Source organism: Sorangium sp. So ce590 (assembly GCF_051521365.1).
Classification (GTDB): domain Bacteria; phylum Myxococcota_A; class Polyangia; order Polyangiales; family Polyangiaceae; genus Sorangium.
In genome coordinates, this window is sequence record NZ_CP150346.1 from 2,185,104 (window position 1) to 2,209,351 (window position 24,248).

Below are 24,248 nucleotides of genomic sequence, written 5' to 3' on the forward strand. Positions count from 1 at the left end.
GAGCACAAGGCCAGACGAGGCCGCGCCGTACTGGAAGGCGCGCTCGCGCTTCTTTATAGGCCGCCGAGCGATGCCGAGGTCCGCGCAACACCAGCTCCCCGCTCAGGTTCACCTCCCGTCCGGCACCGTGGCGCGCCTGTCGGACGCCGCCGCGCGCGCCCAGGCCGAGACCGTCTTCGGCGCGCCCGGAGGACGCGGCGGCGACGAGCGTTCCTTCGTCGGCAGGTGCGCGCGCGACGTGCAGGTCCTCGCGGGCCCGTCGGTCCTGGCCGACGCGCGCGGCGCGCCGCTGGATCCGCTCGGCCTCCCGCTCGCCGACGCCCATGTCCTGCGCGCGCTCCTCGCGTCGGCCGGCGTCGTCCCCGAGGAGCCGGGCGCGTACACCTGCGAGAACTGCGGCGCCCCGTTCGAGGTCGCCCCGTCGAGCCTGATCGAGATCGGGCCGTTCACCGACGGCGAGCTCGACGATCCTGAGCTCGATCGCCCGTTCGGTTTCGACGTGGTGCACCCGATCCCGGCGCTGCGCGTGGGTCGCGCCGTCTGCCGCGGCGTGCGGTTCGCCGAGCGGACCGTCGAGGAGGCGATGCCGCTGCTGCGCCTGTCCGGCGAGGGCGCGCTCCGCATCACGCCGTCGGTTGTCGTGGCCATGGGGATCGCGGCGCTCGGCCGTGAGCGGCGCGCCCCGGTGATCGCCGACGCGCTCGTCATGGCTCCGGACGAGGTGTGGGCGGCGATCGTCGACCTCTACCACGAGGCGCGCTACCCCGCGCGGCTCGTCGCGGTCCACCGCTGCCAGGGCTGCGGCGCCCGCAACGATCTCGATGTGCCTCTCGAGCGCGAGCTCGCGCGCGCGCCGCTCCGCGCGCCCGACGCAGGCGCGGATGATCCCGCGGAGCCCGGCGCCGCGGCGGGGAGCGCGGGCGACTTCCCGGATCTCGACGCCTTCGAGGCGCGCGTTCGCGCGGCGGCCGAGCGCATCTACGAGGCCCGCGGCGTGCGGAACATCGATCTCTTCATCGACGCGGGGGTGCCGGCCTGCGACGACGGAGGCGAGCCGCTGCTCGGCTGCTACACGCCCGGGACGCCCGCGGACGAGCTCGGGATCGCCCGCCCTCCGGAGATCCGGATCTTCTACCGGACGTTTCGAGCGGAGGCCCGCGAGGACCCCGGGTTCGACGTCGACGCCGAGATCACCGAGACGATCGATCACGAGGTGATCCACCACCTGCACCACCTGGCCGGCAGCGATCCGGTGGACGACGAGGAGCATGCGCAGATCGAGCGCGAGCAGCTGCGCCGGATCGGCCACGCCGAGGCCGCGCGGCGCGCGCGGCGCGGCGTCCTGTCGGACCTCGCCGGCTTCGCGCGCGCGACGTGGCCGGCCTGGTTGATCGCCGCCGTTGGAACGGCCCTCGCGTGGTGTGGGGGCGGAGGCTGACGCTCCCGCTCCGCGCGGCGCGAGCGCGGCCGTGCGCTCGCCGCTTTCTTCGAGGCGGAGGGATGAGCTGCTTATACTGCGGGAGCAGCACGAAGATGTGCCGGGGAATACCGGCTCCTCGCGCGCCGCTGTGCTCCTGCCGAGGATCGTGAAGACGAAGAGCTCGCCGGCCGTCAGGGCCGGGTCCACCAAAGCGCCCCGCCCAGCCAAGCGGGACGGCGATGTGCAGAACCGCCGGGGAAGCCCGGATGCGGTCGAGAAGCGCCGTGCTGCGCGCCGGTTCAACGAGCTGCTCCTGGGCGGCGGCGGACGCGCCGGGGACGGCCGCACCGAGCGCCGGCGCCGGCGCCTGCTCGCGGAGCTGGCCGAGGGCGTCGCGCGCCGCGGCAAGCGGGCGCTCAAGCCGATCGACGTGCTGTCGCGGGTCGAGGAGCTCCTCGAGCTGGGCGAGCCGCTCGCCTCGATCCGCAAGGCATACCCGCCGCCGCCCCCGGTCGAGGTGACCGCCGAGCTCGTCGAGGGCCTGCGGCACCTCCACCGCGCCTACGGTTTCTCCGCGGACGTGTACCGGTTCGTCGGGCTCGACGCGCACGCCCTGCGGAAGGCAGGGGTGCTGCGGAGCGGCGAGCGCGGAGACGAGCGCGGCGTGTCCGTCGAGACAGCGCGCCGCGGCGTGGCTTGACCCTGCCCGCCGGCGCGGGGATAACCCGCTCCGATGCGCGCGAGAACGGTGAAGCTCTCCCTCGCCGCGGCCGCCGTGGCGGCCGTGTGCGCGGCGTCGACCGGCCTGTCGCTCCGCGCGCAGGCCCAGCCAGCGGCCGACGCGGTGGTGGCGCGCGTCGGCGACAGGGTGATCACGGCGCCGGAGGTCGAGCGCAGGATCGCGCAGATCCCGCCGTTTCAGCTCCAGAGCCTCGGGCGTACCCCGGAAGAGATCCGGAAGAACTTCGTGAGCCAGGTCCTCGCGCGCGAGCTGCTCCTCGCCCAGGGGGCCGCCGCGCAGAAGCTCACCGAGCGCGCTGACGTGCAGGATCGCATCCGCGGCGTCCTGCGCGCCGCGCTGCTGCAGCGGATCCAGGCGGAGGCGGCCTCGAGCTCCCCGGTGACGGACGAGGAGATCCGCGCCTACTACGAGGCCCACCGCGACAAGTTCAGCTCCCCGGCGATGGTGGCGCTCTGGCGCATCCTCGTCGCGACGCGCGAGGAGGCCGAGGCGATCCTGGCCGAGCTCAAGAACGACCCGTCGCCCCAGCGGTTCAAGGACATCGCGCGCGAGAGGTCGCTCGACAAGGCGACCAGCATGCGCGGCGGCGACCTCGGCTTCGTGACGTCCGACGGCACCACGACAGAGCCGGGGCTCAAGGTCGCCCCGGGGCTCCTGGAGGCCGTCGCCCGGGTGAAGGACGCGGAGCTCGTGCCCGAGCCGGTGCCGGAGGGCGATCGATTCGCCGTGCTGTGGCGGCGGCAGAGCAGGAGGCCTGTGAGCCGCTCGCTGGAGCAGGAGGCGCCGTCAATCCGCCAGATCCTCGCGCACGGCAAGGCAGAGGCGCAGGTGAAGCAGCTCCTCGAGCGCCTGCGGGCGCAGGACGTATCGGGTCACGCGCCCGAGCTCGTCGACCTCATCGACGTCACCTCGACGGGCGATCTGCAGCCGCTGAAGCGCCCGGGCACCCTCGCGAGCAGCCGCCGCCCGGGCGCGCCCCCGCCTTCGCCCGTGCCGCGCAACGACATGCGCTGAGGACGGCGACCTCGCATGGAGGGCGGAGTCGACGCCCCCGGATCACCGCCGTCGATCGCGGGGTGAGCGTCAGTTCAAGGCGACGGCGAGCGCGATGGCGGCGAAGCCGGAGGCGATGGTGAGCGCGAGCGCGGCGATGCTTCCGGCGCGTCGAGCGCGCTCTGCCGCGCCGGGGTGGAGCGCATAGACGCCGAGGAGCAGCGCTGTGGAGGCCTTGCCCGGCACCCGGAGCGAGGCCGACAGGGCCTGCTCGGCGCCCTTGACGCCGCCGGTGACGAGCATGACCAGCGCGCCGAGCGGGCCGGCCATGAGGTCCCAGCCGCACGCGTAGAGCCCGAAGCGGAGCGCGCGCCGTCGCTCTGACCGCGCGCCTTGGCGGCGCGCGCCGAGGTCGAGCGCGGCTCCGTGCAAGGCGTGCGCGAGCACCATCCACACGGTGAGGCCCGGGACGCCGAGCGCGAGCCACTGGAGGGCGCTCGCGCGCGCGGCCGGGTTCCGGGCGAGCTCCAGCGTCAGGCCCGGCAGCGCCAGCGCGGCGATGGGCAGGAGCGCGACGATCATCGAGAGGATCGCGAGCGTCTCCGCCAGCAGGGCGAACCGCATGGCCGCCGAGATCGCGCCGTCGGGGATCGCCGCGAAGAACGTCTCGGCCCCCAGCGTGGTCGCCTTCGAGGTGGCCCAGAGCCGCGACCAGACCCCGTCGATCGGGCGCTCCCAGGGGATGATCGCGACGACCCCCGAGCCCTCGTCGCTCGCAGCGGAGCAACCGGCGCAATCGGGCTGGCCGCAGCACGCGCAGAGCACCGCTGCGGGGACGTCGAACACCTCGTCGTCCCGCGCGAGCTCACGGCGTACGCTGGCAGATCTCTTGGCCATTGCGCACCTTCGAGGAGCGGACAGAGGCCACTCCCACCAAGGTTACGTCGCACGAGCTGGCCTGTCGACCCGAGATGCCCCCTGAGCACGCTCTTCCTGGCGGCTTGCCTGGCTGCATGCCTGCCCGCGCGTGACTCGCGGATCGGGATCGGCGCCGCGCTCGGAGCGGAGAGCGGCGCGACGCCGGAGGTCGGCCATGGTTCACGCGCGCTGCGCGCTCTGCGAGCTCAGTGCAGCACCTCGTCGCCCCGTCGCCGCCGTCCCGTGGGGAGGTCGTCGATCCTTCCTCCGAAGAGCGCTGCGGTCACCAGCGCGAGGAGCGCGATCGCCCCGGTCGCGTAGAGCCCGTAGCCCCACGTGAAGCGGACTGGACGGAGCAGCGTGCTGGCCGGCGTGGACAGCAAGCGCATCGCGACGGTGGTGAGGGCGACCGCGGCGAGGAACGCGACGGCCACGCGGGCGCCGCGCATCTTGTGGATCGACCGCCGCGTCAGCACGAGCGGGATCATCACGAAGAACGCGACCGCGGGGGCCCACATCCACCCGAGCCTGCGCGCGAGCCCGAAGCCGCTGAGGTCGCGGAGCTCCGGGGCCGTCTCGTGGATCCACGGCGAGAAGAACGCCGCGAGGCCGAGGACGGCGAGCGCGAGCAGGACCCCCCTGCCGCGCCCGGCGTAGCTCCACGGAAGCGGCTCCATGTGCGGCGGGAGCGGCTCGTCGGGCTCCTCGTGCAGCGCGTCGTAGGAGGGGGGGAGCTTCGAGAGCGCCTCCAGCCGGAGGCCGCAGGCGGGGCAGGTGGGGGCCTCTTTTGCCTCGAACATCTCCCGGCAGAAGGGGCAGGCGTAAAGCCCGGTCATCGCGGCGGGAGGTATAGCGCACGGCGGCCGAGGGCGCGTCGAGCGGCGCGCGCGGGGGCGGGGTCCACATTCCGGGGTTCCACCGGGGCGGGGCTTAGCTCATAGTTGCGCCTCATGGGCAAGCGTGATCGGCTCTCGGGCGATGAGATCGCCAGGTTCGTCGCTGCTCACCCGGGCTGGGCGCAGGCGGGCGAGCGGATTGAGCGGAGTTACTCGTTTCCGGATTACGGGGCCAGCGTGGGCTTCGTGATGCGGGTCGCCCTCCTGGCCGAGCGGCGCGACCATCACCCCGACATCGAGCTGTCGTGGGGCAAGGTGCGGGTCGCGTGGTCCACGCATGACGCTGGCGGTCTGACGGCGCTCGACCTAGAACTGGCCGAGCTCACCGACCGCCTGAGCGCGGGCTGACTCCGCGCGTGGGCAAGGTGCTGGGGATGCTCCCGAGCGAGCTGCTGCAACGTCTGGATCTGGGGCTGGAGGGGGATCTGCCGCACCTCGAGGAGGCGCTGACGCACCCGAGCTTCTCGAACGAGCAGCGAGGCGGCCGCCGCGTGGACAATCAGCGCCTCGAGTTCCTGGGGGACGCCGTGCTCGGGCTCTGCGTGACGGAGCTCCTGATGGAGCGATTTCCTGGCGCGCGGGAGGGGGAGCTCTCGATGATGCGCTCGGCGCTGGTCAACACGGACGCGCTCGCGGCGTGGGCGCGAGGGATCGAGCTCGGCGCGGCGCTCCGGGTCGGACGCGGCGCTGAGGTCGCCGGGGAGCGCGACCAGACGAACGTGCTCGCCGACGCCGCCGAGGCGCTCGTCGCGGCCCTGTACCTCGATCGCGGCTTCGAGAGCGCGCGCGCGCTGAGCCGGAAGATCGTCGCGAGCCCGCTCGCCCAGCTCGCGAGCGGCAGCATGCTCGGGCGCGACGCGAAGAGCGAGCTGCAGGAGCGCGTGCAGGCGCGCGGCGCGGCGTCGCCGCGCTACCGGCTGATGGGCACGGAGGGGCCGGACCATGACCGCGCGTTCCTCGTCGCCGTGGAGGTCGATGGCAGGGTCATCGGCACCGGCCGGGGCCGGTCGAAGAAGCTCGCGGAGCAGGCGGCCGCGCGCGCCGCGCTCGTGGCGTGCGCCGCCCCGGAGCCCGCGACCGCATCCGATGAACAGGCGCCCGCCGAGGCGCCGCGAGGCGCGCCCGAGGGCAGGGGTGCCCCGCCTGCCGGCGGGCTATCCTCCGAGCAATCCGTGAACGACCGAGGACCCAGTCGATGATCCGTCACCTGTTTCTTGCCTTCGCCTTCGCGCTCTGCGCGCTCTTCGTCGCGCTGCCGGCCTGGGCCGGGAGCTACCTGGACAGGGCGAGCCTGCTCCTCGCCGAGGCGCGCAGGGAAGGCGACATGCTGTTGCCGCGCACCCATGACAAGGAGCTCATCATGGTGGTGCACGCGCTCGCCGACGCGCGCGCCCGGGTGGCGAGCAAGATGGAGTGCCCTGCCTCCGTCTCCAGGGCGCACCCGCATCTCCTGCTCGTGCTCGAGAACAGCGAGCGCGCCGCCGACGCGGCCGCTCAGGGCAACTTCAAGAAGTTCATGGAACACCTGACCGTGGCGCGGAACGAGGACCGAGCCTTCCGGGCGATCCTCGCCGAGCTCGGCTATACGCTGCCCGATCTGAGCTCGAAGCGCTGAGGCGGCGGAGCTCCGCCCGCGGGCCCTCGGCCCGCGCCGGTCGAAGCGGGCCTGCGCCGGAGGAGCGGCGCCGCGCCGGAAGCGCCTGCCAGGCGCCCCGGCGGTGCGCGCCTCAGAACACGGCGCCGAGATCGAGCGCCAGGGTCCACTGCGACCCGAGCCCGGCGAACTTGTTCTCGCCGTTGATCTCGTGGGTCGATCCCTGGTTCGCGTCCTCGGGGCTCACGATGTCGGTGATGAAGTGCGCGCCGAGCTTGACCATCTGGAACCGCAGCTGCGCGCCGAAGTGGAGCCGGTGGCGCGTCATGCGCACGGCGTCGAACACGACGGTGTTGTTGAAGTCGGCCTGGGAGCCGCCGTCGCAGACCGGCTGGCCGTCGTGGGGGAGCGTCTCGCCGCCCTGTCCCTGCACGGGGTTCGCGGGCGAGTTCAGCCCGCGGAAGTTGCAGTAGTTCACGGCGTCGGTGTTCGGGGTGAGATCGATCAGCCCCGAGTCGCCGAAGATGTGGATCCACTGGTAGCCCGCGTACGGGGTGACGACCACCGTGCCGCCGATCGGCAGAGGCTTCGAGATCTGCGCGTCGAAGCCGGCGACCGTCAGCTGGAACTCCTCGGTCCCGGTGACCGTCCGGACGCTGCCGCCGACGGCGAACTCCGGGAAGATCGCGGGGATCCCTCGGCGGAACCCCTCGAACAGCGCCCAGCGCACGTCGGCGCCCCCGCTCACGATGCTTGTGTTGGCCAGGAATCCGACCGCGCCGGTCAGCTCGAGCCCGAACGGAAAGCCCTTGCGCACCTTGAGGGAATAGTGCTGCAGGAAGGAGTCCGGGCTCCGGTTCTCGATCGAGAAGTTCCCGCTCGACGGATCCTGCGGTCCCTGCGTGCCGCGGCGCCAGTAGTCCGCGTCGCTGTCAATCTTTGTGTAGTCGGCCTCGACGCCGATCTCGAAGCCGCCGTAGCCCGTGGTCCGCGCCGAGTGCATCGCCGACGGCGCCACCGCGAAGCCGTACTGCGCGATGAGCTTCGCGAACGCGGCGTCGTCGGTCTGGCAGCGCTGATAGCGCGACGCGGGGTTGTAGTAGACGCCATGGTCCGGCCCCACGAGGCGGCAGGGGACGGCCGCGGCACCGGCGCCCTGAGCCGGGTCGCGCACGAGCCGCGCGAGCGCCGGGTCCATGGAGTCTGCGGCCGCCAGCGAGGACGACGCGACCCCTGCGAGGGTAATAGCCGAGGCGATCCAGCACGATGCGCGCATTCCGTGTCTCCGAGGCGGGAGGCTACGTGTCCGCTCGTACAGCCGTCAAGCGAACAGAGGCACCTCGGCCGGTTCCGATCGCGTTTTGCGCGCTGCCGCGTGGGCCGGCACCCGATCAGGCGGCGGTGGCGAGCCAGGTCGCAGGCGCGATCCCTCGCTCGGGGGTTGCGGCGCGCGGGCGCGTCGCGGAAAGAGAGGACGTGCTCAATGATGGTCGCCCCCGGCTCCGCGCGGCGCCGCTCGATCCGCCGTTCCGGATCGTGCTGGTCGAGCCCGAGATCCCGCAGAACACAGGCAACATCGCGCGGCTCTCGGCTGCGACGCAGAGCCCCTTGCACCTGCTCGGGAGGCTGGGGTTCCGCATCGACGAGCGGAGCGTCCGCCGCGCGGGGCTCGATTACTGGCACCTGGTCACGCTCGAGCAGCACCTTGACATCGCCCACTTCCGCCACCGGCACCCGAACGCGCGGCTGCGCCTGTTCAGCGCGGTGGCGCAACGGAGCTACCTCGACGCGGACTTCCGGCCGGGCGACGCCCTCGTCTTCGGCAAGGAGAGCGTGGGCCTCGACCCCGACCTCCTCGCCCGCATGCCCGACGACGTGTTCGGCATCCCCACGCTGGGCCCCGTGCGCTCTCTCAACTTGGCCAACGCGGTGGCCATTGTCCTCTACGAGGCGCTCCGTCAGGCGGGCGCGCTCGCGGGCGCCGCGCCGGGGTGAGCGCGTGATCCGCGGCGAGGCCGCGCCGGAGGTGACGCCCGCGCGCGGTGGATCCCGGCGCCCGCGCGCGGTGGACGGCGACGGGGCGTCGTTCTAAGGGACGGGGACATGAACATGCACCGGCAGCGCGCGCGGCACGACGGCGGACGGGCTGCCGCGCGCTTCGTTCGAATCGGCATGGCCGTCGCGCTCTCGGTCGCGGCGCTCGCCTCCGCCGGATGCACGAGGCGGCCTCCGAACGGCACGCCCGACGGCGCCGTCCGGGAGCTCGTCGCGCGCCTGCGGCAGCTGCATGGCGACCCGGCGGACGCCAAGGCCGCCTTCGAGCTCCTGTCCCGGCGCGCTCGGGACAACCTGGCCGCGCGCGCGCAGCGCTACAGCGCGGCGACCGGCAAGGCGATCGCGCCCGAGGCGATGATCACGCCGTCCCGCTTCATCCTGCGCTTCGAGCCGCAGCGGTACGTCGCCCAGGTCGCCGGCGCTCACGCCCTTGTGGACGTCGCCGGCCTGCTCCCAGGCGAGCGCGTCCAGGTGCCTTGCGTCTACGAGGATGCAGGGTGGCGCGTCGATCTTGCGCTGCCGTCGCTCCCTCCCGTCCAGAAGCGGCCAGGCAGCGATCTCTGAGCGCGCCCGTTCCGCCACCAGCGGTGCGGACCGAGGCGCGACGTTCCGAGCCCGAGCCCTCTGGAGGGGATCTCGGGCTCACAAAAGCCCGGAGGCCGGCAGTGCCGGCCTCCATCGGCAGCGGCCGCAGGGCCGCTAGCCATGAGGTAACGCCTCAGTTGGCGAGAAAGATCGCCTCGATCTCGGTCTTCACCTGCTCTTCCGTCTGGCCCCGGGCGATCGCGATCTCCTTGACGATCAGCGTCCGGGCGGTGTCGAGCATGCGGCGCTCACCGAACGAGAGTTGCTTGTCCGTCTTCAGGCGGTAGAGGTCGCGGAGCACCTCGGCGACGTCGTAAATCGAGCCCGTCTTGATCTTGTCCATGAAACCGCGGTAGCGGCGGTTCCAGGTCTGGTTGTCGAACGCGATGGTGCGCTCGCGGAGGATGTCGAAGATTTCCCGGATTTCCTGCTCAGAGATGACCTGGCGAAGGCCAACCGCGCTCGCGTTGCTGACCGGAACCATGATCTTTCGATCCGTGTCCAAGATGCGGAGAACGTAGAATCGCTGGCGATTCCCAGCGATATCCTTCTCCTCGATGTTGACCACCTCGGCAACGCCTTGGGCCGGGTAGACGGCTTTGTCGCCCACCTTGAACTGGATCTCCGAACGAGCCTGCATATCGTCTCCTTTGCCTTCCACCCCGCCGTCTCTTTATTTTCTCGTCTGCCTCCCGAAATCCTCTTCGGGACGCGTACGTTGAACATGCGGTTGAACCTGGACCCGCAGAACCGACACACACCGTCGCGCATTCCTAGAAAAGAGCCATGAGCCGCCTCTCGAGACCGCTGTGCGAGGAGCAGAAGCGAGAGCACCACCGCCATGACCCGCGAGGGGCCGGTGCTCCGGCATGCACAGTGGAAGCTTGAGCGGCGGCGGTAGAAGCGGACGGTTCCGGGCGGAAGGGATTGAGGTTGGGGGAACGGCCCTCTTGAGAAAGAGCCGGTTTGCGCCAGGCGCGCGCACTCTAGTGAGCCGGCCCAGATACGTCAACGAAAATCCCCGTGGCGGACCCATCGCAGCGAGATCGCTCTGGTTTTTCTTTCGGGATCGGACGGGGGCACAGTGTGTACCGATGGGGCATCCGCGTGGATGCACGCTGACTGACGCCGCCTAGCTTAGGGCAGAGCGGGCCTCTCCGGGAGAGGCGGCGGACCTGACCTGGGTGGGATGGGTCGAAAATGTGGCGGACACAACGGCGCCTGGTGCAATATCCGTCCAGGCTTCAAACGAGCCAGGGGACTCAGGCGGTACAGAGCCGCTCGGCCAGCCCCCAGCGGACGCCGCGATCCGAGGCGATGAGATCGACGGGCGCTCCGGCGAGCCGCGAGGCCCACGCGAGGATCTCCTCGATGAGCACGCTGCCCGCCACGATGACGTCGGCGCGCGCCGGATCCAGGGCGGGCAGCTGCCTGCGCTCGGCGAGCGGCACCGAGGCGAGGCGGGACGTGATCGTCACGACCTCCGCCCCGGATACCCGCGCGCCGTGCACGCGAGCGCTGTCGTAGGGGACGACGTCGCGCACGAGCGCGGCGAGGGTCGTCACCGTCCCCGCCACGCCGACAAGGGTGGGCGCGGCGAGCAGGGTCACGGCGGGGACAGTCGCCAGGGCGGCCCGGGCGTCCGCGCGGACGGCCTCGAGCTCCTCCCTGGTCGGCGGATCCGCCCGGATGTGACGCTCGGTCAGCCGGACGCTCCCGATGTCGAGGCTCACCGCCCCCTCCACCGCCCCGCCGGCGCTGCCGACGATGATCTCGGTGCTGCCGCCGCCCACGTCGAACACGATCCTGGGACCCTGGGCCGGCAGATCGAGCCCCGTCAGCGCGCCGGCGTACGTGAGCTCCGCCTCCTCCGGCCCGGAGATGACGCGCGGCGCGACGCCGATGAGCCCGCGGGCGCGGGCGATGAACTCCTCCCCGCCGGCGGCGTCGCGCATCGCGCTGGTCCCGACGGCGTCCACGCGCTCGACCCCCAGCGACCTCAGCTCCTCGCCGTACCGGGCGAGGCAAGCGAGCGTCCGCTCCACGGCGTCGGGCGCGAGCGCGCGCGCCGCGTCGACCCCCTGGCCGAGGCGGGTGATGGTCGCGCGCTCGGCGAGCGCGACGAGCTCGCCCCCGCGGCGCTCGGCGATGAGCAGGAGGACCGAGTTGGTCCCGATGTCGATGGCCGCGACGCTCATCCGCGAGGCCTCACTGGGTGAGCGTCTTCAGGTCGAGCATCTCCTCGACGTTCGGCAGCACCACGAGCTCGCAGCGCCGGTTGGCCTGCTTGTTCTCCGGGGTGTCGTTGGCCTTCACCGGGTCGGTGTCGCCGTAGCCCGAGGCGCTCCACCGCTCGGGCTTGAGCCCGCCGCCGCCCTTGTCCTCGGGCTGGAGCAGGAACGCCAGCACCTCGCGGGCGCGCATGACGCTGAGCCCCCAGTTGTCCTTGAAGCGGCCGCCCGCGAGCGGCGCGTTGTCCGTGTGCCCGGCGACCTGGAACGAGCGCGCCGACAGCCCGGCGTCGTTGCGGATGACCTCGGCCACCTTGAGCAGGATGTCGTGGCCCTCCTTCTTGAGCGTCTCCCGGCCCGAGTCGAAGAGGACGTCGCCGGGCAGCTGGATGACCATCCGGTTGTTGCGGACGGTCACGTTGAGCCCGAGCTTCGTGAGGGCCTGGAGCTTGTCCCGCAGGACCTCGAAGCGCTTCTTGATGTCCTCGAGCTGCTGGGCGCGGCGGCGGAAGTCCTCGAGCGCCCGGGCCTGCTGCTCGAGGTTCGCGTTCAGGTTGGAGATGTCGACGCCCGCGGCCTTGAGCTGGGACTTGAGCTGCTCGATCCGGGCCGCCGCCTCGTCGAGCTCGCTCTTGGCTTTCTTGTTCTGCGCCTGCTCGGCGCTCAGCTGGGTCTTCAGGCCCTCGATCTCGCGGACCCTCGCCTGCATCTCCTCCTCCGAGTAGCCGCATCCGAGCGCCCCCGAGCCCGCGAGGAGCGTTGCGCCCAGGAGCACCCACGACGTCGAGCGACGAACCAACATACCTTTCCTCCTAGAGCCGCGAGGCGCTCGGCCATGAGGGGCGCCGCGCAGGCGGCGCGACCGTAGCGAGGCGAATGGCGCCGCACAAGGCTCTCTAGAGCCTGCGCAACGCTGGTGCTCCGTGCGACCATGAGCTCTCCGGCGCCGCTCGCCGCGCCGTGGGGGCGCGCGATCGCCGGGAAGGAGCGCAGAGGGCCAAGACAGACGTTGTAGAGGTTGTCAACGAAAATCTGTTGTCCAGTGCGGTCTGGTTGTTTTCACCACGGCCTGATCCGGCGTTTACCCTCGCAACGCTTGCGGACCAGTTTGCCTGGAACACATGGGATACATCGGTTTAGGCCCTGCAAGATTTTCCTTGACCATCACCATGCGTGGCAATATACGTCGTGCAACATCTGTTGCCTCGGTGAGTGAATTGTAGCGGCGACGACGTTGGGCGATGTCCGCCGTGCCGGGGCGAATGCAGGAGGATTTCCAATGGCTGCTAAGAAGACCGCGAAGAAGCCTGCGAAGAAGGTGACGAAGTCGGCCAAGAAGCCGGCCGCCGCGAAGGCCGGGAAGGTCGCGAAGAAGCCGGCGCGGAAGGCAGCGAAGAAGGCCGCCCCGAAGCGCGCGGCCGCCAAGAAGACCCCGAAGCGCGCGGCCGCCAAGAAGCCCGCCGCCAAGAAGGCCGCTCCGAAGCGCAAGGCGAAGGCCGCCGGCAAGCGCGCGGCTGCTCCGAAGAAGGCGGCCTCGCCTCGTGGCGGACGCGCCGCTGCCAAGCGAGCTCCCGCCAAGGGTGCGAGTACCCGCGGCACGCGCAAGAGCACGCCGGCGCCGGCTCCCGCGAGCGCCGGGCCGTCCGACGAGTCGGAATAAGGCGCAGAAGGCGCGCCTCGCGTTTCTCAACAGCTCGAGGCGCCGCGCGCGGGCCCACCGGCCGCGACGAGACAATCCGTCTTATATGATGTTCGGGGGGTGAGGACGCCGCGGATCCGGCGCCGAGCCAGACCGTCGGGCGCGCGGGTGGATGATGTCCCCGCGATGCACCGCCGCCCGCGATCGCGGCGACGGCGCTCGGCGAGCGCTCAGGTGCGCTCGCCGAGGTAGAGGCGGAGCGCGCGCGTGGCGCCCTTGCGATCGAACGGGACGCCGGCGAGATCCTCGCGCTTCGAGATCTGCTCGAAGAGCTTCATCAGGAACTCGAAGAACGCTTCGCACTCGCGGATGGCGGCGTCGAGCCGCTGGGGATCGAGCAGGTCGCTCTCCTCGAGCGCCGTCATCGCCGAGATGAACGCGTCGACGCGGGGATAGTCGCCCACCCTGAGCAGCGGGTAGCCCATCGCCCGGAAGTACGAGAGGAACTCGCGGACGAACGCGAAGCTCGCGATGCCCGTCCATCGATCGGGCGCCGGGCCGGTGGTGCGTGCCTTGCTCGCGAACGCGCGCGCGATCTGGGCGAACATCCACACGTCGCGCCGGAGCCGATCGCTCGTCGACCGCCGCGCCGCCTGATCGTCGAAGACGCGGCCCTCCTCGAGCTTCGCGTCGAGCGACCTGCCGATGAACAGGATCGCGTTCTGCAGCGCGGGGCGGAGGCCGTGCGCGACGGCGCGGAGGCGGACGCGGTACTCGGACTCGCTCACCAGCGCGTCGGCGGGCGGCAGGTCGTGCTCGAAGGCGCGGCGCATCTCGAGCCGCAGGTTCGCGGCGAGCCCGGTCAGGGCGGCCTTCGTGGAGAGCAGGCGGTGGCCCTCGGCGGCGAGCTCGTCGTGGCGCGCGACGATGTCGCTCGCGGGCACGCGCAGGAGATCGCGCTCGTAGCTGTCCGCGAGCAGCGCGCCCGCGCGGCGCCGGAGGTAGTTCGAGAGCGCGCGGGCGTCGCTGCGCAAGACCGCGAGCACGAGGTACCCGCGACCGGCGACGCGGTGATCCGAGTGATCGAGCGCGAGGGCGTCGAGCAGCCGGAGGTACCGGAGCATCCTGAACAGCGCGAGGAACGTGAGCGCCACGAGGCGGTGCGCCTGCTCGCCGGGGACGCGATGGATCAGCTCGAGCACCTGCGTCGACGCGATGCGATCGAACTCCGGGCGAAACTCGAGCGCGTGGAGCGGGTTGAAGAACGTGCTCTGAGCGATCTCGCGCATCGCCGTCGCGAGGTGGGCGTAGAAGAGCCTGAAGCTGACCCGCGGCAGCCGGAGCAGCCCGCCCGCGACCTCGATGAGGTTCGTGAACCCGTGCCGCAGCACGAAGAGGCTGGACTCGGGCGACTCCTGCGCCATCGTCGCGTGCAGGAGCCGCGTGCGCGCGGTGTCCTCCGGCATCACCGTCTCCAGGTAGCGCTGGAAGACGAAGGCGCGGTCGCGATCGCCGAGCATGGCGCGCGTCAGCTGGACCACGCGCGCCATGCCGTCGCGCGCGTGCTGGAGGTGCTCGTGGAAGTCGTGGCTGACGATCGTCTGGCGCTGCGCGGCGCCGGGGTGGTTCCGCGGGTTCGCGAAGCAGGCGACGCCCTTCAGGAGGATCTCGAGCTCGAAGAGCGTCTCGTCCTTCTTGTCGGCCGCGAGGCGCGCGAACCACGCCTCGCGGGCTTGCTGCTGCTCCCGCCGCAGGCCGCGCGTGTCGCGGAGCAGCTCGGCGTAGGCGTTGCGGCCGGGGTAGCCCGAGCCGCGCAGGATCCCCGAAGCGTCGCTCGACACAGACGTGCTCCTCGGCGGCGGCGCGCCGCTAGTAGTTGCGTCGCTTGAAGTCGAAGGGGTAGGTCAGCACGGTCTCCTTGCCGCTCGGCGACCGCGCCCAGGTGGTCGACTTCGCGAGCTCCGCCATGCAGGACTCGACCTGCGGCGCGGTCACGTCGCTCTTGTCGCGCACGATGGTCGCCTCCTCGAAGGTGCCGTCGGGCTTCAGCTTGAGCTGCCACGTGATCCTGCCCTGCGCGCCCGGGTGCTTGCGGGCGTAGAGATCGAAGCAGCAGCGGAAGCCGTCGCGCCTGGCCTTGATCGCGTCGACGAGCGGCTGCAGCCGATCGCTCGAGCCCGCGTCGGCGGACGTCATCGCGTTGTTCATCACGACGCCGCCCTCCGGCGGCTCGTTCGTGATCTCGGAGGCGATCACCTTGCAGTCCTCGACCGTCTCGGGCGCCTTCTTGCGAGCCGCAGGCTTGTCCGGCAGCGCCGGCGCGGCAGCCCCCGGGTCGGTGGCGCCCGGGCCTGCGGCGCCCGGGCCTGCGGCGCCCGGGTCTGCGGCGCCCGGGTCTGCGGCGGTGGCCGGCTGCGATGCCGGCGTGGGCGATGCGCCGAGCGACGCGCTGTCCGGCGGCGAGGGCGGCGCGGTGCCGCTCGAGCAGGCGCCGGACAGCGACAGCGTCGCGGCGAGGAGGACTCCGGTGAACACGGCGCTGGCAGTGGCGCAGGGACGCATGGCGCGCATACTAAACGGTTCGGATGAGCGGAGGCGAGGCGCCTTGTGGTTTTCTCCCCCGCGCGCCGGCAATCCGAGGTCTCCTCACGGCTGCCTTGAAGATTCCGCTGTCATTCATCGCTGGCGCCGCGGCCGCCGCTGCACCGGCAGGCTGCGATCCCATCGCCGAGCCGCAGCTGTGCGGGGAGATCCCCCAGGGAGGGTGCCCGATCGGCCGAGGGGGGAGCTGCGACGACGCGGCTTGCCGCGCCCTCCACGATTGCCTCGATGGCGCCTGGACGGAGGTCGCCCGCTGCGTATCGACAGGGCGATCCTGCGCTGGACGCGGGCGCGGGCGGCGGAACGGACGGCGCGTGCGAGAGCGTGACGCTCGACCGCAGCGGCGAGGCGCGGGGCTGCACGCCCGCGCTGCAGCTGCCGGATTGCCCGGCGGAAGCCGCCGAGACATGCGCGGATGCCGCGTGCTGGACCGGCTGCATCGATTTCTTCCTCTGCACCGAGGACGGGTGGAGAGGGGTCGCCACCTGCGACGAGCAGGGGCGACTCACCGTGATCCCGTGAACGATCGCCTCGTCGGCGCCAGCCTCCGTCGGCCGTCGCGGCGAGGCCCGCGCGGGGGGCGGTCAGCCGGCCTTGAGGAAGGGGTTCCACTCGTCGAACGAGTGCGGCAAGCCGAGCAGGATCTGCATGGTCGCCGACCACCGCGGCGGCAGCGGCTGACGGATGAGCCGCATGCAGGCCTCGTCCGGCGTGCGCCAGCCCTTGCGGAGATTGCACGTGCGGCAGGCGGTCACGAGGTTCTCCCAGGAATCCTCACCGCCGCGCGACCGAGGGAGCACGTGGTCGATGTTGAGATCGCGGACGGGCGGGCGGCGCGTGCAGTACTGGCACTGGTGCGCGTCGCGCAGCATCACGTTCTTTCGCGTGAGCCGGATCGTCGGGCGCCGCATGCGCTCGTAGCGGCGGAGGTGCAGGACGCGCGGCACGCGGAGCGAGCCGCCGACCACAGGGAGGCCGTCGTCCTTGTCCCGCACCGGCAAGCTTCGCCAGGCCGAGAAATCGTGGAGCTCGCCGAGCTCATCGATGGCGAGAGCGGCGCCGCCGAAGAGCAGCAGGAAGGCACGACGCGCCGTCGTGATCTGCACAGGCTGGAAGAAGCGGTTCACCACGAGGACGGGAAGATCGAGCGGCTCGGTCCGGCGCTCGCGGTGAAACCCTGAAGATCCGTCGCCGAGATCGAGCGCCTCGTGAGGAGAGCCCCCCGGGACTGTAGCTACCCCGTCCGGCACGCTGGGGAGTGTAGCAATGAAAGCCCCCTTGAACATCCGGTGCTGCACCGAGGAAATTCTGCTGGAACTCCGCCGCCATGCGGCGCGCGCCTCGGGGCCTCGCCCCGAACACCGCGCCCGCTCCGCCGACGCTCGGGCGCCGTCTCCATGCGCCGCGGCCCGCGCGGGGCCAGGAGGCCGGCGCCCGTGCCTCGCGGGCCGGGCGGCGCCTCGCGCCGCGGACCGCTTTCGGTCGGGCGCCGGTTTCGCTAAGACGCGTCCATGTCAAGGGACGGTCGTCTCCGGGGTCGAGCCGCCGTGGTGGGGAAGCAGGTCGGATGACGGAGCAGCGCGAAGGTGCGGGGCCGGAGCGGGCGACCAGGGCAGAGCCGCCCACCGGCTCGCCCTGGGACGATCCGATCGAGCGCGCGCCGCTCGTGTTCCTCGATCTCGAGATGACGGGCCTCCGCCCCGAGAGCGACCGCGTGATCGAGGTCTGCGCCGAGCGGATGCGGGGGGACACGCGCGAGGACGCGATCACGTCGCTCGTGCGGCCCGAGCCGGGCGTCTTCGGCAACGCGCACGTGCACGGCATCGATCCGCAGCACCTCGCGGGCGCGCCCACGTTCGCCGAGCTCTGCGATCGCATCGATCGGGTGACCGAGGGCGCGGTGCTCGTCGCCCACGCGGCCGCGTGGGACGTCGCGTTCCTGGAGGCGGAGCTCGCGCGGGCGGGGAGGGCGAAGCGCGTCACGCACTACCTCGACACGCTCGTCCTCTCCCGCCGGGCCTTCGCCCTGCCGAGCCACAGCCTCGCCTCCCTTTGCCGGGAGCTCGGCGTGCACCGCGAGCGCGCCCACCGCGCCGAGGACGACGTGCACGCCCTGCGCGCCGTGTTCCGCAAGGTCGTGGAGGTCCTCGCCCCGCGCACGCCGCGCGACCTGTGGCACGTCCGGATCGGCGAGCGCCACGCTCGCCCGGAGCTGGTCGCCGCGGCGGTGCACGCGGCCGAGCATGCCGCCACCGTGCTCGTGCGGTACCGGCCGGCGCGCCGTGGGCCGGAGGAGCTCGTGGTACGGGTAACGGGGGTGCGAACGGACCTCGACCCACCCCGGGTTCTCGGCTATCTGCTCCCGTCGCGCAGCCGCCGGGAGCTACGGGCCGATCGCATCCTGGCGATCGAGCCGATTTCGCCGGGAGAAATCGGCCCGGACGGCACGCGGCAAAGGGCCTGAGATCCACGTGCGAATCCATTCGAATCGAAACGCGCCGACGAGAAGCTCCCTCGCTGTTCGCCTCGGCGGCTTGCTGACCGCGACCCTCCTCGCGTCGTGCTCGACGATGATCGGCCCGGAGTCCGCCCGCCCGCCGGCGGCGGAGAAGTGGCTCGCCCGCGCTCGACAGGAGTTTCAGTCCGCCGACGTCGACAACGCGCGCGATGCGGTCGCGAAGGCGCTGACGATCGCCCCCGGCGACACCGAGGCCCGCCTGCTCGCGGGGCGCATCGCGCTGGCCCGGCTCGACTACGCCGAAGCGCTGCGCCTCCTCAAGGGCGTCGCAGGCTCCGAGGCCGCCGGGCTCCGCGGGCGCGCGCTCTGGTACAAGGGCGACCTCGACGCCGCCGCCGACGAGCTCGAGGCGATGCTCGACGATCCGGAGGTGGTCGACGACTGGGCGAAGTCGATCGCGAAGCTGGCGCGGCGCGGGGCGGGGCGCGTGCCGTTCACGCTCTCGGGCGCGCTCCTGGCGGCGATCGAGATGCCCCACGTCAACCCCGCGGCTCCGTTCTTCATCGTCCCGGTCGAGATCGACGGCGAGTCGGCGCTCGCGATGGTGTCGACCGGCACCGGCGAGGTGGTCCTCGACAGCAGCACGCGCAAGGAGCCGAGCTGGGTCTCCCTCCGCTTCGACAGGAAGCTCGAGGTCAACGACGTCCCGGCGCTCACGCAGGACCTCTCGGGCATCTCGAAGCAGATCGGCGCGCCGGTCAAGGCGCTGCTCGGGGTGAACCTGATCCGGCACCTCAACGCGACCATCGACTACGGCGGCCGGCAGTTCGTCGTGCGCAGCTTCTCCCCGCCGGCGCCGCCCGACGCGACGCGCGTCGACGTGGCCTTCATCAAGGGCGGCGGCATGGTGCTGCGCAGCAGCCTCGGGCCCGACAAGACGGTGCAGGGGCCGATGCTCATCGACACGTCGATGACGTTCCCGATCGCGCTCGACAAGGAGGGCTGGAAGAAGGCCGGCTTCGAGGCCGACGGGCTGAAGCGGGTCGAGCAGGATCCGGAGCAGAAGCTGAAGCAGGGCGTCGTGCCGATGCTGCGGCTCGGCGCGCTGGAGATCCCCAAGGTCCCGGGCGTGTACGGGGCGCCGCTCCAGGCGATCGAGAAGCAGCTCCAGCTCGATCTGGACGGCGTGATCGGCGCGGGGCTGCTCGCCTACTTCCGCGTCACCTTCGGCGACGGAGGGCGGCTCATGTGGATCGAGGACGACACCGCCATGAACAAGGTGCTCCAGGGCAGCGAGCCGGCGCCCGCCGACGAAGGGCAGGCCCCCGCCGCCCCTGCGGATGGGGCCGGCCCCGCTGGCGCGATCGGCTCGCCTGCGCCCCAGGCGCCGGCCTCGCCTGCGCCGGCCTCGCCCGCGGCCGCGCCGAAGTCGCCCCCGCCTGCGGCTGCTCCGAAGCGGACGCCGGACCAGTGAGCGCCATGCCCAAGGAACTGCTGGCGGTTTATGCGGGGAGCTTCGATCCGATCACGTTCGGTCACCTCGACCTGATCGAGCGGGCGTCGAAGCTGTTCGATCAGGTGATCGTCGCGGTCGGCCGGCATCCGACGAAGCACCCGCTCTTCACCTACTCGGAGCGGCTGGAGCTGCTGCGCCAGACCACGAGCGAGGTGACGAACGCGCGCATCGACTCGTTCGAGGGGCTGCTCATCCAGTACTGCCAGCGGGTCGGCGCGCGGGTGATCGTCCGCGGCCTGCGCGCGGCGACCGACTTCGAGTACGAGCTGCAGATCGCCCACGCGAACGCGGACATGCTCCCCGGCGTCGACACGGTGTTCCTGCCGACGCGCACCCACTACGGCTTCGTCTCGGCGTCGCTCGTGCGCGAGATCGCGAGCCACGGCGGCGACGTCAGCCACTACGCGCCCGCCGTCGTCTGCGACGCGCTGCGGGCGAAGTTCGGCGCCGCGAAGCCCTGAGCGCCGGCGCGCTCAGTAGGTCCCGAACGGGGTCGGCATCAGCAGCAGCACGAAGAGGAGCAGCGTCACCACCGCGATCGCCTTGCGCGCCGGCGACAGCTCGCCAGGCTCCGTGGGAGGGTGCTCCCGCCCGCCCATCCGCAGCATCAGGTAGACCACGCCGAACCACGTGAGCCACGGCATCCCGTTGGCGACCCCGGCGCGGAGCGCGTCGGAGAACCCGTCGGCGATGAAGTGCCGCGTGAAGTAGACGACGTTGCCGATAAAGAGCGCGAGCATCAGGAAATGCGCGGCGCGGCTGTAGCGGTCCTGCTGCTTGCCGAACAGCGCGTAGGCGACGTGCCCGCCGTCGAGCTGGCCGACCGGGAAGAGGTTGAACGCCGTGATGAGCAGCCCGGCCCACCCGGCCATCGCCGCGGGGCCGAGGAAGACGTCGTGGCCCTCCGGGATCGGGCCGACGGCGAGCCGCCTCAGCAGGAGGTAGAGCAGGCTCCGCCCCTCCTGCAGCGCGGGTCCCGACGCGGCGTGCACCTCCGACTGCATCAGGCCCACGAAGAGGACCGGGAGCGCCACCACCAGGCCGGCCAGCGGGCCGGAGGCGCCGATGTCGAGCAGCGCGTTCCGCGACTTGATCCTGCCCTTCATCGAGATCACCGCGCCCATCGTGCCGAGCGGGCTGATGACCGGGAGCGGGATGAAGTAGGGGAGCGACGCCTCGACCCCGTGCGCGCGCGCCGCGAAGTAGTGGCCGAACTCGTGCGCCAGGAGGATCGACAGGAAAGGCACAGCGAACGGCCACGTCTGCGGCAGCGCCTTCACGAGGGCGAGCACGCTGTCGTCCTCCGGACTGATCGGAGCCCAGAGGGTGCCGGCGACGAACACCGAGACGACCGTCAGGCAAAAGAGCGCGAGGTTCTTCTTCCAGCGAAGCGGAGGCGGACGCGAGGTGGCTGCAGCGCTCGGCCCTGGGGAGCTCGCCGTCGCAGGAGCCAGCTCGGCCTCCACGTCGAGCCGGCGCGGGGAGGGGAATCGACGATCGTCGGTCATGCGCCGCTAAGCGTGGCCGTCTCCTCGTCGCCGCTCAAGCGATCCGCGCGCACCTGCGTCCGGGCGGGCAGCTCGCCGCGCGCCGCCTCGTTCGGCGCGACCCGTCCGCGGCGCTCGATGGCGGCCCCAGCAGGCTCCGCCAGGCCCGTGCGCGGCACCGGATGACTTCGCGCGTCATCCCTTGTGTCCTCGTCCTCCGGCGGAGCCAGCCCGGTCGGCGGGAGCGAGCGCGCCGGCCTGGGCTCCTCGCAAGAGGTCGCGCCGCGGCCGCCGGTCGGTGCGGGCGCGGACCTCCTGCTGCGTCGGGCCGGGCTGCGCTCTCTTCTGCGCTGCCTCTGCGCGCCTTTGCCCTTCGGCGGACGCGACTGCGCTACGCTCGATCCCATGCCTCCCGCACGCGTCGCCGCCGAAGCGCTCGTGGGCAGGCTCCTCTGCAACAAGTACCGCGTCGTGCAGCTGCTCGGCAGCGGCGGGGTCGGGCACGTCTACCTCGCGGATCGCATCGGCTGGCCCCAGGAGGCCGCGTCGTCGCGCGTCGCGGTCAAGGTCCTCCGGGCGGAGCTCCGCGACGATCCGCGGGTCGTCGCGCGGTTCGAGCGAGAGGCAGGCGCCGCGTCGCGCGTCCGCCACCCCAACGTCCTCTGCGTCGAGGCGCTCGAGCGCGCCGTCGATACGCCGTGCTTCGCGATGGAGCCGCTCGTCGGCCTCGATCTCGCCGACACGCTGGGCTTCACGTGCTGGCTCGTCGCCGCGCGCGCGGTTCGGATCGCCGCCGACCTCGCCGCGGGCCTCGAGGCCGCGCACCGCGCCGGCGTGATCCACCGCGACGTGAAGCCGGAGAACGTGTTCCTCGTGCACGCTGCCGACGGGCGCGAGCTCGTCAAGCTGCTCGACTTCGGGTTCTCGTTCATCGAAAGCCAGGGCGAAGGCGCGCGGCTCCCCCGGGTCGTCGGGACGCCGGAGTACATGGCGCCCGAGCAGGCGCAGGGCGCTCCGGCGGCGCCCGTCGCCGACGTCTACTCCCTGGGCATCGTGCTCTACGAGATGCTCGCGGGCCGTGTGCCGTTCCAGGGCCCGTACCCGGCGATCGCGGAGAAGCACGCGCGCGAGCCGCCGCCGCCGCTACACCGGCTGCACCCGGGGCTCCTCATCTCGCGCGAGCTCGACGCCGTTGTGCGCAAGGCGCTCGTGAAGGACCCGCGCGGCCGGTTTCCTTCGATGGCGGAGCTGCGGCAGGCGCTGCTCGCGACGCCGGAGGCCAGCGCCGGGGCGCCGCTCGCCGCCCAGCCGGACGCAGCCCCGCCGCCGGGCGCCGGGATCGGGCACTGGGGTACCAAGCCGTGAAGCCCGCTCGCTCCGGAGACTTCCGTCGGTCTCCCTGCGCCTCGGCTTTGCTCTCACGGCGAAGCCCTGCTAGACGGCCGTTAGCATCTCTTGTTCCGGGCGACAGCCGGATCCGCTCGTCAGGCCGACGCAGGCCGAGGCGAGCCAGCCGGCACGGTTCGGGGGTCCGCGGGCGCGGGCCTCATCTGCGCGGGTCGGCTCTCCAGGGAGTCCTGGAATCCCACCATCGCGCGCCAGTCGTCCTCCACTCCCTCCAGGCGCTGCCTGGTGCTTTCTCGGTTGCTCACTATGGGTCGCGCGACCCCATCTCCTGAAAACGGAACAGCGGCGATTCAAGAGGCCGAACTCCCGATGTATGAGAGCCGCAGTGCCCCCGGGCTACGCGCGGGGCCCGAAGGCGAGCCTATGCCGACGGACACAGGCGTCCTCGACGCCGATCCGTTCCGCGTCGAGTTCGTCGACGAAGACATCCCCACCCCGCGTCGCTACCAGGTCGTTTTCGACGAGGCGCGGATCGATCCAGACGTCCAGAAAGTCGTGCGTCGTCTCGTCCGCCATGGCCATCAAGCCTACTTGGTAGGTGGCTGTGTGCGAGATCTGCTGCTCGACCGCCGCCCGAAGGACTTCGACGTCGCCACCAGCGCCCGGCCGGAGGAGGTCCGCGAGCTCTTCCGCAACTCGCGCATCATCGGCCGGCGGTTTCGCCTGGTGCACGTCCTCTTTCAGGGCGGGAAGGTCATCGAGGTGGCGACCTTCCGCCGCAATCCGAAGGAGGACTCCGAGGACGGGAGCGAGCTGCTCATCCGGAGCGACAACGCGTTCGGCGTCGCGCACGAGGACGCCGTCCGCCGCGACTTCCGGATCAACGCGCTCTTCTACGACGTGGAGGCGCGGCAGATCCTCGACTGGGTCGGCGGCATGGATGACGTGCGCCGCCAGGTGGTCCACACGATCGGCGACCCGGAGACGCGCTTCCGCGAGGATCCGATCCGGATCCTGCGCGCCCTCAAGTTCGCCGGCCGGCTGGGCTTCGCGATCACCCCGGACGTCTACGATGCGGTCGTCTACTGCCGCGACGCGCTCGCGCTCGCAGCGCGCCCGCGCCTCTCGGAGGAGATCCTGCGCCTGCTGCGCGGCGGCCAGGCGCGCCGCACCATCTACATCGCGTGGGAGACGGGGGTGCTCGACGTCCTCTTGCCGGAGGTCTCGGCGCTGCTCTACGACGATCGCGGCGACGACGGCCCGGGCCAGCGCGTCTGGCGCGTGCTCGACTACGTCGACCGGCGCACCGCCGCGGGCCAGCCGCTCGACGACACGGTGCTCTGGACGCTCCTGCTCCTCGAGCCGATGAAGGAAGCCTGCGACGGGGTCCGCGACCGCGCCGCGGCGGTCGCCGACTTCCTCGAGCCGCTCATCGACCGGCTGGCCATCTCCCGCCGCTACGCCGACGGCATGCGCCGCATCGTCGCCGTCCTGCCGAGGCTGGCCGGCGGCCGCGCCGGCCGCTTCGCGCGGACGGACATCTTCCAGCCCGCCCTCGACGTGCTGGCCGCCGAGCTGACCGCGCGCGGGGAGCCCACCGAGGCGATCGACCGGCTCCGCTCCGCCCCACAGCCGCGGCGCCACCACGCCGATGCCGTGCAGCACCGGCGCTGATCGGCGTCTGACCGTCGCCGACGGTGAACGCCGGTGACGAGGGCGCGGACGGACCGGCCGGCGTGGAACATCGCCGGGGTTTCTGGTTTCAT

The 24,248-nt window shown here is 72.0% G+C and carries 25 protein-coding genes; 15 read left to right on the forward strand and 10 right to left on the reverse strand.

The genetic code is table 11. The features are described from left to right. The first annotated feature begins 70 nt into the window (after window positions 1-70). The 3 genes from WMF28_RS08195 to WMF28_RS08205 all read left to right on the forward strand — a co-directional run bounded on the left by WMF28_RS08195 (window position 71) and on the right by WMF28_RS08205 (window position 3,176). The gene (locus WMF28_RS08195; protein WP_437601548.1) at window positions 71-1,438 is read left to right on the forward strand and encodes a metallopeptidase family protein; all 1,368 of its coding nucleotides are present in this window, start codon (window positions 71-73) and stop codon (window positions 1,436-1,438) included. Between the two features lie 148 nt (window positions 1,439-1,586). After that, window positions 1,587-2,120, forward strand: coding sequence for a hypothetical protein (locus tag WMF28_RS08200; protein ID WP_437601549.1), 534 nt, complete (start codon window positions 1,587-1,589; stop codon window positions 2,118-2,120). Window positions 2,121-2,153: 33 nt separating this feature from the next. After that, on the forward strand, window positions 2,154-3,176 hold the full coding sequence (locus tag WMF28_RS08205) for a peptidyl-prolyl cis-trans isomerase (RefSeq protein WP_437601550.1): 1,023 nt from the start codon (window positions 2,154-2,156) through the stop codon (window positions 3,174-3,176). A 69-nt stretch (window positions 3,177-3,245) separates the two neighbouring features. Here the strand turns inward: WMF28_RS08205 and WMF28_RS08210 are convergent, their stop codons facing one another. Both WMF28_RS08210 and WMF28_RS08215 read right to left on the reverse strand, forming a co-directional pair. Further along, the gene (locus WMF28_RS08210) at window positions 3,246-4,052 is read right to left on the reverse strand and encodes a hypothetical protein (protein WP_437601551.1); all 807 of its coding nucleotides are present in this window, start codon (window positions 4,050-4,052) and stop codon (window positions 3,246-3,248) included. 227 nt (window positions 4,053-4,279) lie between these two features. Next, window positions 4,280-4,909 carry a hypothetical protein gene (locus tag WMF28_RS08215; protein ID WP_437601552.1) on the reverse strand — a complete coding sequence of 210 codons (630 nt, stop codon included), beginning with the start codon at window positions 4,907-4,909 and terminating at the stop codon, window positions 4,280-4,282. Between the two features lie 114 nt (window positions 4,910-5,023). Here WMF28_RS08215 and WMF28_RS08220 point away from each other — a divergent pair, with 114 nt between their 5' ends. The 3 genes from WMF28_RS08220 to WMF28_RS08230 are packed head-to-tail and all read left to right on the forward strand — an operon-like array spanning window position 5,024 to window position 6,584. Beyond that, window positions 5,024-5,317, forward strand: coding sequence for a 4a-hydroxytetrahydrobiopterin dehydratase (locus tag WMF28_RS08220; RefSeq protein WP_437601553.1), 294 nt, complete (start codon window positions 5,024-5,026; stop codon window positions 5,315-5,317). A gap of 26 nt (window positions 5,318-5,343) precedes the next feature. Continuing rightward, on the forward strand, window positions 5,344-6,168 hold the full coding sequence (gene rnc, locus WMF28_RS08225; protein WP_437601554.1) for a ribonuclease III: 825 nt from the start codon (window positions 5,344-5,346) through the stop codon (window positions 6,166-6,168). Then, window positions 6,165-6,584: a hypothetical protein gene (locus tag WMF28_RS08230; protein ID WP_437601555.1), complete on the forward strand. Its 420-nt coding sequence runs from the start codon at window positions 6,165-6,167 to the stop codon at window positions 6,582-6,584. The genes rnc and WMF28_RS08230 overlap by 4 nt, the downstream gene beginning before the upstream one ends. Window positions 6,585-6,696: 112 nt before the next feature. Here WMF28_RS08230 and WMF28_RS08235 read toward each other — a convergent pair whose 3' ends face one another. Continuing rightward, window positions 6,697-7,761: a hypothetical protein gene (locus WMF28_RS08235; RefSeq protein WP_437601556.1), complete on the reverse strand. Its 1,065-nt coding sequence runs from the start codon at window positions 7,759-7,761 to the stop codon at window positions 6,697-6,699. A gap of 278 nt (window positions 7,762-8,039) precedes the next feature. Here WMF28_RS08235 and WMF28_RS08240 point away from each other — a divergent pair, with 278 nt between their 5' ends. Both WMF28_RS08240 and WMF28_RS08245 read left to right on the forward strand, forming a co-directional pair. Further along, window positions 8,040-8,558, forward strand: coding sequence for a tRNA (cytidine(34)-2'-O)-methyltransferase (locus WMF28_RS08240; RefSeq protein WP_437601557.1), 519 nt, complete (start codon window positions 8,040-8,042; stop codon window positions 8,556-8,558). A gap of 108 nt (window positions 8,559-8,666) precedes the next feature. Next, complete coding sequence (locus WMF28_RS08245) at window positions 8,667-9,182, forward strand: hypothetical protein (protein ID WP_437601558.1); 516 nt, start codon at window positions 8,667-8,669, stop codon at window positions 9,180-9,182. A gap of 154 nt (window positions 9,183-9,336) precedes the next feature. Here the strand turns inward: WMF28_RS08245 and WMF28_RS08250 are convergent, their stop codons facing one another. The 3 genes from WMF28_RS08250 to WMF28_RS08260 all read right to left on the reverse strand — a co-directional run bounded on the left by WMF28_RS08250 (window position 9,337) and on the right by WMF28_RS08260 (window position 12,236). Then, on the reverse strand, window positions 9,337-9,843 hold the full coding sequence (locus WMF28_RS08250; protein WP_012234339.1) for a CarD family transcriptional regulator: 507 nt from the start codon (window positions 9,841-9,843) through the stop codon (window positions 9,337-9,339). A gap of 622 nt (window positions 9,844-10,465) precedes the next feature. Continuing rightward, the gene (locus WMF28_RS08255; RefSeq protein ID WP_437601559.1) at window positions 10,466-11,401 is read right to left on the reverse strand and encodes a Ppx/GppA phosphatase family protein; all 936 of its coding nucleotides are present in this window, start codon (window positions 11,399-11,401) and stop codon (window positions 10,466-10,468) included. A gap of 10 nt (window positions 11,402-11,411) precedes the next feature. Continuing rightward, window positions 11,412-12,236 carry an OmpA family protein gene (locus WMF28_RS08260; protein ID WP_437601560.1) on the reverse strand — a complete coding sequence of 275 codons (825 nt, stop codon included), beginning with the start codon at window positions 12,234-12,236 and terminating at the stop codon, window positions 11,412-11,414. Between the two features lie 477 nt (window positions 12,237-12,713). On the opposite strand from WMF28_RS08260, the gene WMF28_RS08265 reads away from it, so the two are divergent. Continuing rightward, window positions 12,714-13,094: a histone H1 gene (locus WMF28_RS08265; protein ID WP_437601561.1), complete on the forward strand. Its 381-nt coding sequence runs from the start codon at window positions 12,714-12,716 to the stop codon at window positions 13,092-13,094. Between the two features lie 209 nt (window positions 13,095-13,303). Here WMF28_RS08265 and WMF28_RS08270 read toward each other — a convergent pair whose 3' ends face one another. After that, on the reverse strand, window positions 13,304-14,914 hold the full coding sequence (locus WMF28_RS08270) for a hypothetical protein (RefSeq protein WP_437601562.1): 1,611 nt from the start codon (window positions 14,912-14,914) through the stop codon (window positions 13,304-13,306). A gap of 28 nt (window positions 14,915-14,942) precedes the next feature. Continuing rightward, the gene (locus WMF28_RS08275) at window positions 14,943-15,608 is read right to left on the reverse strand and encodes an AgmX/PglI C-terminal domain-containing protein (RefSeq protein WP_437601563.1); all 666 of its coding nucleotides are present in this window, start codon (window positions 15,606-15,608) and stop codon (window positions 14,943-14,945) included. Between the two features lie 294 nt (window positions 15,609-15,902). On the opposite strand from WMF28_RS08275, the gene WMF28_RS08280 reads away from it, so the two are divergent. Next, window positions 15,903-16,196, forward strand: coding sequence for a hypothetical protein (locus WMF28_RS08280; RefSeq protein ID WP_437601564.1), 294 nt, complete (start codon window positions 15,903-15,905; stop codon window positions 16,194-16,196). Between the two features lie 62 nt (window positions 16,197-16,258). Here the strand turns inward: WMF28_RS08280 and WMF28_RS08285 are convergent, their stop codons facing one another. Beyond that, a complete protein-coding gene (locus WMF28_RS08285; protein WP_437601565.1) occupies window positions 16,259-16,924 on the reverse strand; it encodes an HNH endonuclease in 666 nt (221 codons plus the stop codon). 317 nt (window positions 16,925-17,241) lie between these two features. Between WMF28_RS08285 and WMF28_RS08290 the strand changes: the two genes are divergently transcribed. The 3 genes from WMF28_RS08290 to coaD all read left to right on the forward strand — a co-directional run bounded on the left by WMF28_RS08290 (window position 17,242) and on the right by coaD (window position 20,109). Continuing rightward, window positions 17,242-18,138, forward strand: coding sequence for a 3'-5' exonuclease (locus WMF28_RS08290; protein WP_437601566.1), 897 nt, complete (start codon window positions 17,242-17,244; stop codon window positions 18,136-18,138). A gap of 70 nt (window positions 18,139-18,208) precedes the next feature. Next, window positions 18,209-19,606: a tetratricopeptide repeat protein gene (locus tag WMF28_RS08295; RefSeq protein ID WP_437601567.1), complete on the forward strand. Its 1,398-nt coding sequence runs from the start codon at window positions 18,209-18,211 to the stop codon at window positions 19,604-19,606. 5 nt (window positions 19,607-19,611) lie between these two features. Next, window positions 19,612-20,109 (forward strand): pantetheine-phosphate adenylyltransferase, encoded by a 498-nt coding sequence (gene coaD / locus WMF28_RS08300; protein WP_437488504.1) that lies wholly within the window; start codon window positions 19,612-19,614, stop codon window positions 20,107-20,109. A 12-nt stretch (window positions 20,110-20,121) separates the two neighbouring features. Here coaD and WMF28_RS08305 read toward each other — a convergent pair whose 3' ends face one another. Then, window positions 20,122-21,156: a site-2 protease family protein gene (locus WMF28_RS08305; protein WP_437601568.1), complete on the reverse strand. Its 1,035-nt coding sequence runs from the start codon at window positions 21,154-21,156 to the stop codon at window positions 20,122-20,124. A gap of 384 nt (window positions 21,157-21,540) precedes the next feature. Here WMF28_RS08305 and WMF28_RS08310 point away from each other — a divergent pair, with 384 nt between their 5' ends. Then, complete coding sequence (locus WMF28_RS08310; RefSeq protein WP_437601569.1) at window positions 21,541-22,500, forward strand: serine/threonine-protein kinase; 960 nt, start codon at window positions 21,541-21,543, stop codon at window positions 22,498-22,500. A 405-nt stretch (window positions 22,501-22,905) separates the two neighbouring features. Beyond that, window positions 22,906-24,156 (forward strand): polynucleotide adenylyltransferase PcnB, encoded by a 1,251-nt coding sequence (gene pcnB / locus WMF28_RS08315; protein WP_437601570.1) that lies wholly within the window; start codon window positions 22,906-22,908, stop codon window positions 24,154-24,156. Window positions 24,157-24,248: the final 92 nt, after the last annotated feature.

Excerpts from the sequence above, each read along its gene's own strand:
- WMF28_RS08195 (WP_437601548.1), top strand. The coding sequence starts at position 71 with ATGCCGAGGTCCGCGCAACACCAGCTCCCCGCTCAGGTTCACCTCCCG.
- WMF28_RS08205 (WP_437601550.1), top strand. The coding sequence starts at position 2,154 with ATGCGCGCGAGAACGGTGAAGCTCTCCCTCGCCGCGGCCGCCGTGGCG.
- WMF28_RS08210 (WP_437601551.1), bottom strand. The coding sequence starts at position 4,052 with ATGGCCAAGAGATCTGCCAGCGTACGCCGTGAGCTCGCGCGGGACGAC.
- WMF28_RS08215 (WP_437601552.1), bottom strand. The coding sequence starts at position 4,909 with ATGACCGGGCTTTACGCCTGCCCCTTCTGCCGGGAGATGTTCGAGGCA.
- WMF28_RS08220 (WP_437601553.1), top strand. The coding sequence starts at position 5,024 with ATGGGCAAGCGTGATCGGCTCTCGGGCGATGAGATCGCCAGGTTCGTC.
- rnc (WP_437601554.1), top strand. The coding sequence starts at position 5,344 with ATGCTCCCGAGCGAGCTGCTGCAACGTCTGGATCTGGGGCTGGAGGGG.
- WMF28_RS08230 (WP_437601555.1), top strand. The coding sequence starts at position 6,165 with ATGATCCGTCACCTGTTTCTTGCCTTCGCCTTCGCGCTCTGCGCGCTC.
- WMF28_RS08235 (WP_437601556.1), bottom strand. The coding sequence starts at position 7,761 with ATGGACCCGGCGCTCGCGCGGCTCGTGCGCGACCCGGCTCAGGGCGCC.
- WMF28_RS08245 (WP_437601558.1), top strand. The coding sequence starts at position 8,667 with ATGAACATGCACCGGCAGCGCGCGCGGCACGACGGCGGACGGGCTGCC.
- WMF28_RS08250 (WP_012234339.1), bottom strand. The coding sequence starts at position 9,843 with ATGCAGGCTCGTTCGGAGATCCAGTTCAAGGTGGGCGACAAAGCCGTC.
- WMF28_RS08255 (WP_437601559.1), bottom strand. The coding sequence starts at position 11,401 with ATGAGCGTCGCGGCCATCGACATCGGGACCAACTCGGTCCTCCTGCTC.
- WMF28_RS08260 (WP_437601560.1), bottom strand. The coding sequence starts at position 12,236 with ATGTTGGTTCGTCGCTCGACGTCGTGGGTGCTCCTGGGCGCAACGCTC.
- WMF28_RS08265 (WP_437601561.1), top strand. The coding sequence starts at position 12,714 with ATGGCTGCTAAGAAGACCGCGAAGAAGCCTGCGAAGAAGGTGACGAAG.
- WMF28_RS08280 (WP_437601564.1), top strand. The coding sequence starts at position 15,903 with ATGGCGCCTGGACGGAGGTCGCCCGCTGCGTATCGACAGGGCGATCCT.
- WMF28_RS08290 (WP_437601566.1), top strand. The coding sequence starts at position 17,242 with ATGACGGAGCAGCGCGAAGGTGCGGGGCCGGAGCGGGCGACCAGGGCA.
- coaD (WP_437488504.1), top strand. The coding sequence starts at position 19,612 with ATGCCCAAGGAACTGCTGGCGGTTTATGCGGGGAGCTTCGATCCGATC.
- WMF28_RS08305 (WP_437601568.1), bottom strand. The coding sequence starts at position 21,156 with ATGACCGACGATCGTCGATTCCCCTCCCCGCGCCGGCTCGACGTGGAG.
- WMF28_RS08310 (WP_437601569.1), top strand. The coding sequence starts at position 21,541 with ATGCCTCCCGCACGCGTCGCCGCCGAAGCGCTCGTGGGCAGGCTCCTC.
- pcnB (WP_437601570.1), top strand. The coding sequence starts at position 22,906 with ATGCCGACGGACACAGGCGTCCTCGACGCCGATCCGTTCCGCGTCGAG.